General features: G+C 74.3%; 7 protein-coding genes. 5 read left to right on the top strand and 2 right to left on the bottom strand.

Features of this window, described 5'->3' with window-relative positions; all coding sequences use genetic code 11:
- Window positions 1–53: 53 nt before the first annotated feature.
- On the bottom strand, window positions 54–1,613 hold the full coding sequence (locus ACFRQN_RS18720) for a DUF3604 domain-containing protein (RefSeq protein WP_380741233.1): 1,560 nt from the start codon (window positions 1,611–1,613) through the stop codon (window positions 54–56).
- A 272-nt stretch (window positions 1,614–1,885) separates the two neighbouring features.
- Here ACFRQN_RS18720 and ACFRQN_RS18725 point away from each other — a divergent pair, with 272 nt between their 5' ends.
- The gene (locus ACFRQN_RS18725; protein ID WP_074003749.1) at window positions 1,886–2,905 is read left to right on the top strand and encodes a hypothetical protein; all 1,020 of its coding nucleotides are present in this window, start codon (window positions 1,886–1,888) and stop codon (window positions 2,903–2,905) included.
- A gap of 10 nt (window positions 2,906–2,915) precedes the next feature.
- On the opposite strand, the gene ACFRQN_RS18730 is transcribed toward ACFRQN_RS18725, so the two are convergent.
- Entirely contained in the window at window positions 2,916–3,827 is a 912-nt protein-coding gene (locus ACFRQN_RS18730) for a LysR family transcriptional regulator (protein ID WP_049651227.1), read from the bottom strand.
- A 292-nt stretch (window positions 3,828–4,119) separates the two neighbouring features.
- Here ACFRQN_RS18730 and ACFRQN_RS18735 point away from each other — a divergent pair, with 292 nt between their 5' ends.
- From ACFRQN_RS18735 to ACFRQN_RS18750, 4 genes are all read left to right on the top strand, one after another.
- Complete coding sequence (locus ACFRQN_RS18735; protein ID WP_074003750.1) at window positions 4,120–5,565, top strand: PD40 domain-containing protein; 1,446 nt, start codon at window positions 4,120–4,122, stop codon at window positions 5,563–5,565.
- Window positions 5,566–5,757: 192 nt separating this feature from the next.
- On the top strand, window positions 5,758–7,155 hold the full coding sequence (locus ACFRQN_RS18740; RefSeq protein ID WP_380741234.1) for a hypothetical protein: 1,398 nt from the start codon (window positions 5,758–5,760) through the stop codon (window positions 7,153–7,155).
- Window positions 7,156–7,318: 163 nt separating this feature from the next.
- On the top strand, window positions 7,319–8,701 hold the full coding sequence (locus ACFRQN_RS18745; RefSeq protein ID WP_380741235.1) for a hypothetical protein: 1,383 nt from the start codon (window positions 7,319–7,321) through the stop codon (window positions 8,699–8,701).
- Between the two features lie 152 nt (window positions 8,702–8,853).
- Entirely contained in the window at window positions 8,854–10,476 is a 1,623-nt protein-coding gene (locus tag ACFRQN_RS18750; protein WP_380741236.1) for a TolB family protein, read from the top strand.
- The last annotated feature ends 60 nt before the right edge of the window (window positions 10,477–10,536 follow it).

The following is a 10,536-nucleotide window of genomic DNA, read 5'->3' on the forward strand; positions in this document are numbered from 1 at the left end:
GGTTCGGGTACGGGCGACCGGTGGTCGGGGCCGGCTGACGGGATCAACCGGCCCTATCGACAGGAGCCGGCCGGTCCCACCCAGGTCGGGCTGGACCAGGCCCACTGGTCGTTCACCTGTCGTACCCTCACGTGGTAGAAGTCCCCGTCGCCGCCGGGGCGTTCGTCGGTCAGCTCGAAGTCGGCGGTGGTCTCCCGGTCGGGCACGGCCCGGTCGAAGCGGTAGGCGCCGGAGACGAACCCGCCGGTGAAGCCGGTCCGCGCGCCCGCCAGCAGCTCGCCGACGGCGTGGGCGGTCTCGACGCCGTTCACGACGGCGACCAGCCTGGTCCGCTCGTCGCCCTCGATCCGCAGCGAGAAGCCCTGGGTGCTGTCGGTGGCGGTGTTGGGGTTGCCGTCGGTGACGGTCCGCAGCCGGACCTCCCCCGGCCCGGTGCGCTCCCAGTGGGACGGCCGGTAGGTGTCCGGCTCGGCCTCGGCCGGTGCGACCGTCTCCGGGCCGCGCAGCCGGGGCTGGACGTCCAGCAGCCGCCCGCCCTCGATCCGCAACTCCACGTCCCAGTACACCGGTTCGCCGCGCCGGCCCCAACCGACGGCGAAGCCCAGGGTGCCGGTGAAGGCGTCCTCGGCGGCGGCGCGGGCGAGCAGTTCGGGGCGGCTGACCCGGTGGACGGGGACGCCGTTGCGCAGCAGTTCGACGTGGTCGAGCGCGTCCCGGCCCTGGACGGTGACCTGGATCCGGCGCCGGTCGGCGGAGGGGGCCTCCGCGCCCATCGGGGCGCCGTTGACGGAGGTGGCGAGCAGGATGCGGTCGCCGGTGATCGCGTAGGTTCGGCGCTGCTGGACGGCGGTCCAGATCCCGTCGCGGGTCAGCTCCGGGGCCCAGACCGCGACCCGGCCGTGCCCGTGGCTGCCGGGGAAGGCGCTGTGGTGGTCGGTGGAGCCGATCAGCCCGAAGCGGTGGCCCAGCCGCAGGCCGTGGACGGCCGTCCCGGCGGCGGCGCGCGGGCCCATGGTGTGCAGGTAACTGCGCGGCGCCTCGTCGGACTCGGCGCAGCCGTGCATCGACACCATCTCCACCACCGGGGCGAACTCCTCGGTGTAGGAGGCCCAGTCGATGCCGCGGCGGGCCGGCCCGTAGCCGATGTGGTGCGGCAGGGCCCAGGTCCGTACGCCCTGGGCGGCGAGCTCCCGGAGCCGGGCGCGCAGTCGCTCCAAGTCCGCCGCCCGGATGATCTCGCCGCGCGGGCCGTCGAAGTACACGCAGTGGTCGCCGTAGGCGAGGCTGTGCCACTCGAAGGACTGGAAGGTGACGAAGCGGCCGTCCTCGTGGGCGGCGGCGGTGACGTCCTGGACGTGGTCCCAGAGCCGGGCCAGCCGGGCGAAGCCCTCGGTGTGGTAGTCGACCAGGCTGGCCAGCTCGGGGGTGCGCTCGGGCAGGTCGGGCCACCAGCCGTGGCCGGTGACGCTGGCGAAGTCGAGCTGGAGCCGGGCGTTGGCGTAGGCGTCCTCGATGCTCCCGTGGCCGTAGCTGATGCCGCAGTGGTTGTGGAGGTCGCCGACGTACAGGCCCAGACCGGCGTAGCCGGGCGCGTCGGTGGTGGGGGCGGTCATCGGGGCGGGGCTTCCTCGGGTCGGGGTCGGCGGTGTTTGATCGACTCTGAGAAGAAGCTAGCCGTGATCTCCGGGGGCCGGTCAAGGCCCAGCCGGTCGGTGTCGTGCGATCGCCATCGGGCGAAACATCGGCTTCACAGACATCCGGCAGGTGGGAGCGGGAAGACGCAGGCCAGCCGACCGGGCCCGGCCTACCGCGAGCCGCTCGGACTTTTGATCGATCTGATAGAAACTCTTCTCATCCCCTCCCGACCCCTTCGAAGGACGGTCCCGTGCCGCACCCCGCCGCCCCGCCCGCCGCGCCCGACCTGAGCGCCTCCCACCTGGTCCGCGCCCCCGAGCGCCCCGAACCCGGCTACTGGGCCGGCTGCCCGGGCGTCCGGTACGAGCCGGACCGCGACCGCTTCCTGCTCACCTACCGCGAGCGCCGCCCGCGCGGCGCGGCGGGCGGCCCCGACCGAGGCTGGCGCTGCGCCGTCGCCGAGAGCACCGACGGCATCGCCTTCCACGACCTGTGGTCCGTCCGGAGCGACGACCTGGGCTCCCCCTCGATGGAGCGCCTCGCCCTGCTGCGCCGCGACGGCGGCTACCTGCTCCACCTCAGCCACGTCGACCCGGCCGACAACCGCTGGCGGATCGACGCCCTGAGCGCCGACACCCCCGACTCCTTCGACCTCGGCGCCCGCACCCCCGTCCTGACCGCCGCGACCACCGGCACCGAGGGCGTCAAGGACCCGTACCTGCTCGAAACCGACGCCGGCGTCCACCTGTTCGCCACCGTCTCCCGGGCCCGGCCGTTCACCCCCGAGGAACGGGCCCGCGCCCACGCGAGTGCCGACATCCACACCACCGGCCTCACCGTCCAGCCCACCGCCCTCGCGCTCTCCCCGGACGGGCTGCGCTTCACCGCCCCGCCCGGCCGCGCCGCCGAGGCCCTGGACGTCGGCCCGGCCGGCGCCTGGGACGGCTACGAGTCCCGGATCACCACCGTCCTCCCCGACGGCCGGGGCGGCTGGCTCGCGCTCTACGACGGCTCGGCGGACGCCGCCGGCAACTACGAGGAGCGCTGCGGCCTGGCCGCCTCCGCCGACCTGCGCGCCTGGCACCGCCTCACCCCGGACGGCCCCTGGCTGGACGTCCGGTACGCCGACCTCGTCTCCGCCCGCGGCCGCTGGTACCTCTACTACGAGCAGACCCGCGCGGACGGCGCCCACGAACTGCGGGTGGCCGTCCTGGACGAGTTCGCCGGGGTCCGCCCCGACGGCGGCCCGGCGACGGCCCCCTGCGACTGAGAATCCCGGCTCACGCGCCCGCGGCGGCCGCCTCGGCGAGGGAGTCCAGCACCGGCCGGACCAGCGGGTGCCCGTCGGCGCCGGCCCGGACGGCGGCGAAGACCCGGCGGGTGGCGAGCTCGCTGTCCACCGGGCGCACCGCGACCTCGCCGAGGTCGACGCCGCGCAGCGCCGAGCGCGGCACCAGCGCCACCCCGAGGCCGGCCGAGGCCAGCGCCACCACGGCCCGGAAGTCGTCCGAGGAGTGCAGCAGCCGGGGCTGGAACCCGGCGTGCTCGCAGGCCAGCAGCACCACGTCGTGGCAGGGGTTGCCGGGGTACGGCCCGATCCACGGCTCGTCGGCCAGCGAGGCGACGGCCAGCGGGCCGGACTCGGCGGCCAGCCGGTGGCCGAGCGGCAGCACGGCCTCGAAGGGCTCGGCGTACAGCGGCACCCTGGTCAGCCGGGCGTCGTCGGCGCGCGGGGCGCCCCGGTACTCGACGGCCACCGCGAGGTCGGCCCGGCCGTCCAGCACCATCGGCAGGCTGGCGTCGCCCTCGGCGTCCAGCACCTTGAGCCGCACCCCGGGCGCGCGCCCGGCGAGCAGGCCGACGGCCGGGGCGAGCACGGAGGCGATGGCGGTCGCGAAGGAGGCGACCGTCACCTCCCCGGAGACGCCCGCGCTGTACGCGGCGAGGTCGGCCTCGGCGCGCTCCAGCTGGGCGAGCACCACGTCGGCGTGGCCGAGCAGGATCTCCCCGGCGGCGGTCAGCCGTACGCCCCGGCCCTCCCGGGCGAGCAGGTGGTGGCCGGTCTCCTGCTCCAGGGCGGCCAGCTGCTGGGAGACCGCGGAGGGGGTCAGGTAGAGGGCGGCCGCCGCGGCGGTCACGGTGCGGTGGTCCGCCACGGCCCGCAGGGTCCGCAGCCGTCGTGCGTCGATCACGGACCAATTCTGCCAGCGCGGCACGGCGCACCCGACCGGAGCACGGTTCCGCCGGGTCCGCCGACGGCCGCGCGGGCCGGTCGGGACGGCTCCCGTTCGTCGGCCACCCGCCCCGTACGGCGGGACGGTTGTACCGGCGTGGGAGATTTCGGCCGGAGATACGACCGGTGAGGTATTTCCGGACGAGATCGCTCCTGTCCGTTGACCGGACACCCGCACGGCGCTTGGCTCTTCCCCAACCGGGCCACGGGGGTGTCGACGGCCCGGCACCGTCATCTGGGGAGGATGATCCATGACCACCGCACGCACCCGCCGCCGACTGGCCCGTACCGCCGCCGTCCTGGTGGCCGTGGCCGTGGCCGGCGCCGCGATGCCCGCCGCCGAGGCCCGCCCGCCCAAGGGCGACACCGCCCGGGTCAGCGAGGGCGCCAAGGGCGAGCCGCTGAACGGCACCTCCCTCGCGCTCGGGCTGAGCGACGACGGCCGCTACGCCCTGTTCTCCTCGGCGGCGACCAACCTGCTGCCGGGCGGCGCCGGGGTCCTCGGCGACGTCTACGTGCGGGACCTGCGCAACGGCCACACCGAGCGGGTCAGCGTCGCCGACGACGGCTCCGCCCTGGACAACGGCAGCAACGACGCGGCGATCAGCGGCAACGGCCGGTACGTGGTGTTCAGCAGCTACGCCTCCAACGCGGTGCCCGGGCAGCCGAAGCACCCCTCGGACGTCTTCGTCCGGGACCGCTGGACCGGCCGCACCGAGCTGCTCTCCGCGGGCGACGGCGTCTCCGGCGCGGGCGACGACCAGAGCATCCGCAACGCCTTCAACGCCGCCATCAGCGCCGACGGCCGCTACGTGGTCTACTCCTCCGACCGCACCGACCTCGCCCCCGGCGTGCGCCGCGGCAAGTTCAACGTCTTCCTCGCCGACCGCTGGACCCACACCACCCGGGTGGTCAGCACCGGCGCGGACGGCACCCCGGCCGACAACAACTCCTTCCGCCCGACGATCAGCGCGGACGGCACCGTCATCGGCTTCACCTCGCGGGCCGGCAACCTGCTCCCGGCCGAGCAGACCCCGCCCGCGCTCGCCGCCACTTCCGCCGCGGACCCCGCTGATGGCACGGACCTCGCCGAGGCCGCGCGGGCCCCGCGGACCGCCTCCGCCCGCGCCGAGCTGGCCGCCATCCGCGCCTACCCGTACTACGTCTGGGACGCCCGCACCGGGAAGATCACCGGCGCCAGCTACAACGAGGCCGGCGAGTTCGTCAACAGCGGCAACGACGGGCGGATCAGCCCCTCCGGCCGCTACGCGGCCTACACCGTCTTCGAGGAGGGCGGCCGCCCCGGCTCGCACGGCCGCCACCAGGACGTCTACGTCCGCGAGCTGGCCACCGGCACGACCACCAAGGTCAACAAGCCGCTGTCCGGCACCACCCCGCGCGACTCCTCCTACGACCCGGTGATGCCGATGAACGACCGCTGGGTGTACTTCGTCTCCGACGTCGCCGACCTGGTGCCCGGCGACACCAACGAGCAGGCCGACGTCTTCCGCACCGACCTGCGCAGCGGGCACACCGAGCGGGTCTCCCTCGCCCACGACGGCTCCCAGAGCACCACCTCCGCCGCCTTCCCGCAGGTCGACGCCGACGACACGACGCTGCTGTTCAGCGCCCAGGACGGCAACCTGGCGCCCGTCGTCGACAGCGACCTCACGGACGTCTTCCGGCGCCGCCTGTGACGCCCCGACTCCCTCGGTGACGCCCCGACTCCCTCGGTGACGCCCTGACTCCCTTGCCGGATACGCCTGTTGGCGTATTTCCCGGCGGGACCACCCTCGGCCGTTGACCACCAGCCCTCCCGACGGTTGGCTCTGCGAAAGCCCGCCGCCGGGAGGGAGCCCGGCCGGGCGATCCCAGGGGAGGAAGATCTCATGCCCACCGCACGCACCCGCAGGTGGCCGGCCCGGACCGCCGCCGTCCTGGCCGCCACCGCCCTGGCCGCCGGCGCCGCGCTGCCCGCCGCCGAGGCCAAGCCGCCCAAGGGCGACACCGCCCGGATCAGCGAGACCGCCAAGGGCGAGCAGCTCAACGGCCCCTCGACCGCACTCGGGCTGAGCGAGGACGGCCGCTCCGCCCTGTTCACCTCCGCCGCCACCAACCTGCTGCCCGGAACAGGCACCCCGAACTCCGACGAGGTCTACGTCCGCAACCTGCGCAACGGCCACGTCGAGAAGGTCAGCGTCGCCGACGACGGCTCCCCGCTGAACGCCCCCACCACCGACGCCTCGATCAGCGCCGACAGCCGGTACGTGGCCTTCAGCACCACCGCCACCAACGTGGTGCCCGGCCAGCCGGCCCACCCCAGCGACGTCTTCGTCCGCGACCGCTGGACCGGGCACACCGAACTGGTCACCGCCGCCGCCCTGCCGGGCGCCGAGGACCAGAGCGGCTTCGGATCCACCAGCCCCAGCATCAGCCGGGACGGCCGCTACGTCGCCTACGTCTCCAACCGCTCCGACCTCGCCCCGGGCCCCGTGCGGCGCGGCAGGAACAACATCTACGTCACCGACCGCTGGACCCGCACCAGCCGCCTGGTCACCGTCGGCGCGGACGGCGAGCCCGCCAGCAACTACTCCCTCGATCCGGTGATCAGCGCGGACGGCTCCGCCATCGCCTTCACCTCCCGGGCCGGCAACCTGCTCCCGGAGGTTCCGGCCGCCCCCGCCCCGGGATCCGACGAGGCCGACGCCGGGTCGCCGGGAGTGACCGGCGGGCCCATGCACCACCCCTCCTACGTCTGGAAGGCCGCCACCGGCACGATCGTCGCCGGCAGCGTGGACGGCACCGGGCAGCTGAGCGGCAGCAGCGACGGCCGGATCAGCCCCGACGGCCGCTACGCCGTCTACAGCGTCGCCGTCTACGGCACCGGCCTGCCCGGCCACGGCGGCGTCCGGCTGGACGTGTACGTCCACGACCTGGCCACCGGCAAGGTCACCGAGGTCAGCGCAGGCCTGCCGGGCACCACGGCGAACGGGTCCTCCTCCGGCGCCGTCATGACGGCCGACGACCGCTGGGTCTACTTCGACTCCTCCGCCGGCAACCTGCTCCCCGACGACGTCAGGAACCAGAGCAGCGTCTACCGCCGCGACCTGTGGACCGGCCGGATCGAACGGGTCAGCCTCACCCGGGACGGCGCGCCGAGCACCTCCCCCTCCTACAGTCCGTCCGTGGACGCCACCGGAGACGCGGTGCTCTTCACCGCCGACGACGGCGACTTGGTCCCGGGGGACACCAACGCCGTCACGGACGCCTTCCTCCGCCGCCTGTGACGGCCTGACCGCCACTCATCTCCCTTATGGCATACGACCGGTGGCGTATTTCCGCCCGAGATCGCCGCCGGTCGTTGACCGATGATCCGTACGACGCTTGGCTCTCCTCAAACCGGGCCGCGGGGGTCGTGGGCCCGGGACCGCCACCAGGGGAGGACGATCCATGACGCACACACCCGCCCGACGCCGGCTCGCCCGCGCCGCCGCCGTGCTGGCCGCCACCGCCGTGGCCGCCGGCGCGGCGCTGCCCGCCGCCGAGGCCAAGCCGCCCAAGGGCGACACCGCCCGGATCAGCGAGACCGCCAAGGGCGAGCAGCTCAACGGGGACTCCGTCGCGCTCGGACTGAGCGAGGACGGCCGCTCCGCGCTCTTCACCTCGACCGCGACCAACCTGCTGCCGGAACCCGGCACCCCGAACTCCGACGAGGTCTACGTCCGCGACCTGCGCAACGGGCACGTCGAGAAGGTCAGCGTCGCCGACGACGGCTCCCGGCTGAACGCCCCCACCAGCGAGGCCTCGATCAGCGCCGACGGCCGGTACGTGGCCTTCAGCACCAGCGCCACCAACGTGGTGCCGGGCCAGGTGGTGCGCAGCAGCGACGTCTTCGTCCGCGACCGCTGGACCGGGCACACCGAGCAGGTCGGCCCGGGCGGCTCCCCCGACGGCGCGTTCTCCGCCGAGCCCTCGCTGAGCCGGGACGGCCGCTACATCGCCTACACCTCCAACCGCACCGACCTCGCCCCGGGCTCGAATCCGCGCTACTTCAGCGTCCTCGTCACCGACCGCTGGACCGGCACCACCCGGGTGGTCACCACCGGCGCGGACGGTGAGGCCCCCAACAACTCCTCCTACGGTGTGACGATCAGCGCGGACGGCTCCACCGTCGGCTTCAGCTCCCGGGCCGGCAACCTGCTCCCGCAGGACCCGGCCGCCACCGAACCGGGCGCCGGCCCCGACGGCACCGACGCCGGTGCGCCCGGACTGGCCAAGCCCCGCTTCTACCCCTACTTCGTCTGGAAGGCCGACACCGGCAAGGTCTCCGGCGCCAGCGTGGACGACCAGGGCTACCTGCGCGGCACCAGCATCGGCCCCCGGCTCAGCCCGGACGGCCGCTACGCCCTCTTCGGCCTGCCGGTCCACATCGGCCGGCCCGGTTCCTACCGCTACCGGATGGACCTGTACGCCCGGGAGCTGGCCACCGGCGAGCTGACCTGGCTCAACGCCTTCCTGCCCGGCACCACGACCACCGAGGGCGCCCACTACCCCGCCATGACCTTCGACGGCCGCTGGGTCTACTTCGACTCCAGCGCCGACAACCTCGTCCCCGGCGACACCAACGGCGTCAGCGACATCTTCCGCCGCGACCTGAGGACCGGGGCGATCGAACGGGTCAGCCTCACCCGGGACGGCGGGCAGAGCAGCACCGGCTCCACGGCCCCGTTCGTCGACTTCGCCGGCGACACGGTGCTCTTCACCGCCGGTGACGGCAACCTGGTGCCGGGCGACACCAACGGCGCCGCGGACGTCTTCCTGCGCCGCCCTTGATGGCCTGATTCCCTTGCGGCATACGTCTGTTGACGTATTTTCAGCCGAGATCACCCGAGGACGTTGACCCCCCTGCCCTCCCGACGGTTGGCTCTGCGAAAGCCCGCCGTCGGGAGGGAGCCCGGCCGGGCGATCAGAGGGGGGAAGACCTCATGTCCCGTACCACCCGGACGACCCGCAACCGGTGGCTGGCCGGTGGTGGCGGCATCCTGGCCGCGGCCGCCGTGCTCGCCGTCACCGCCGCCCCGGCCCAGGCCGCCCCACTGCCGCGCGGCACCACCCAGGTCAGCGTCGGGCCGAACGGCGCGGCGCCCGACAACCTGTCGACCACCCAGGGCATCAGCGCGAACGGCCGCTACGCCCTGTTCACCTCCCGGGCCACGAACCTGCTGCCCAACCCCCCGGTGGGCTGGAGCAACGCCTATGTGAAGGACCTGCGCACCGGCCGCCTCGAACAGGTCAACCTGTCCGACGCGGGCGGGGCGCTGAGCGGCTCGACCGACCAGGCCGGGATCAGCGCCGACGGCCGCTACGTCGTCTTCGACAGCGAGGACGAGAACGTGGCGCCCGGCGCGCAGGTCAAGAACCGCACCGAGGTGTACATCAGGGACCGCAGGACCGGCCGCACCGAGCTGGTCAGCGACAGCCCCACCAACACCGACGCCGACCAGTACCACGGCTCGTACAACGCACAGGTCAGCGGCAACGGCCGGTACGTGGTCTTCGTGTCCTCCCGGAAGGACCTGGACCCGACCGTCGTGGAGCCGGAGCCGGAGCCGGAGCCCGACTCCGGCACCGCCCCCTCGCTCGCCAGGCCCTACACCTGGAAGATCAACGTCTACCTCACCGACCGCTGGACCCACACCACCCGGCTGGTCACCCGCGACGTGCACGGCAAGCCGGGCGAGAGCACCTCCTTCCGGCCGACGATCAGCGCGGACGGCCGCACCATCGGCTTCGGCTCCATCTCCAACCTGCTGCCGGACGAGCAGGCGCCCGGACTCGCCGCCGCGACCACCGCCTCGGCCGCCGCTCCCGCCGACGTGGACCTCACCCCGAGCGCCGCCGAGGCCGCACGCCAGAACGTCCCGCAGAACGCGGCGCAGCCGACCCTGGCCCGTCCGAACGCCGCTCCCTACTACACCTACGACGTACGGTCCGGGAAGATCACGGCGGTGAGCGCGGGCCTCGACGGCCAGATCGGCAGCGCCAGCTTCGAGGCGACGATCAGCCCCGACGGACGGCACGCGGTCTACACCCTGGCCGAGCCCGGCGGCTCGACCGGCGGCCACCGCTCCCACACCGTGCTCTACGTCCGGGACCTCAAGAAGGGCACCGTGACGAAGGTCAGCGGCGGCCTGCCGGGCACCAGCTCGGTCGGCTCCTCCGACCACGGCTCGATCACCGCCGACAACCGCTGGATCTACTTCGAGTCCGCCGCCGACAACCTGGTGGCCGGCCCGCAGCACCCGGGCTGGGACGTCTACCGCCAGGACCTGCGCACCGGCCGCACCGAGCGGGTCTCCACCGCGCCGGACGGCTCGTTCGGCAACGGTTCGTCGCGGGACCCGGTCGTGGCCGCCTCGGGCCGGACCGTGCTGTTCGACTCGACCAGCGGCAACCTGGTCGCCGGCGCCGACGGCCCGGCGGCGGAGGAGAACACCCAGGTGTTCGCCAAGCCCGCGGGCCGCCACCAGGGCCTCGACGCCGCCCAGGACGACGACGGCCAGGGCGACGACCAGGGTGACGGTCAGGGCGAGGGCTGGGACGACTGACCGGCCGCCGCCCGAAAACCGCGACGGGGGCGGGACGTCGGCTGGGCCGGCGTCCCGCCC

The sequence above is a fragment of the Kitasatospora sp. NPDC056800 genome (assembly GCF_042789775.1).
In the GTDB taxonomy this organism is placed as follows: domain Bacteria; phylum Actinomycetota; class Actinomycetes; order Streptomycetales; family Streptomycetaceae; genus Kitasatospora.

Excerpts from the sequence above, each read along its gene's own strand:
- ACFRQN_RS18720 (WP_380741233.1), bottom strand. The coding sequence starts at position 1,613 with ATGACCGCCCCCACCACCGACGCGCCCGGCTACGCCGGTCTGGGCCTG.
- ACFRQN_RS18735 (WP_074003750.1), top strand. The coding sequence starts at position 4,120 with ATGACCACCGCACGCACCCGCCGCCGACTGGCCCGTACCGCCGCCGTC.
- ACFRQN_RS18740 (WP_380741234.1), top strand. The coding sequence starts at position 5,758 with ATGCCCACCGCACGCACCCGCAGGTGGCCGGCCCGGACCGCCGCCGTC.
- ACFRQN_RS18745 (WP_380741235.1), top strand. The coding sequence starts at position 7,319 with ATGACGCACACACCCGCCCGACGCCGGCTCGCCCGCGCCGCCGCCGTG.
- ACFRQN_RS18750 (WP_380741236.1), top strand. The coding sequence starts at position 8,854 with ATGTCCCGTACCACCCGGACGACCCGCAACCGGTGGCTGGCCGGTGGT.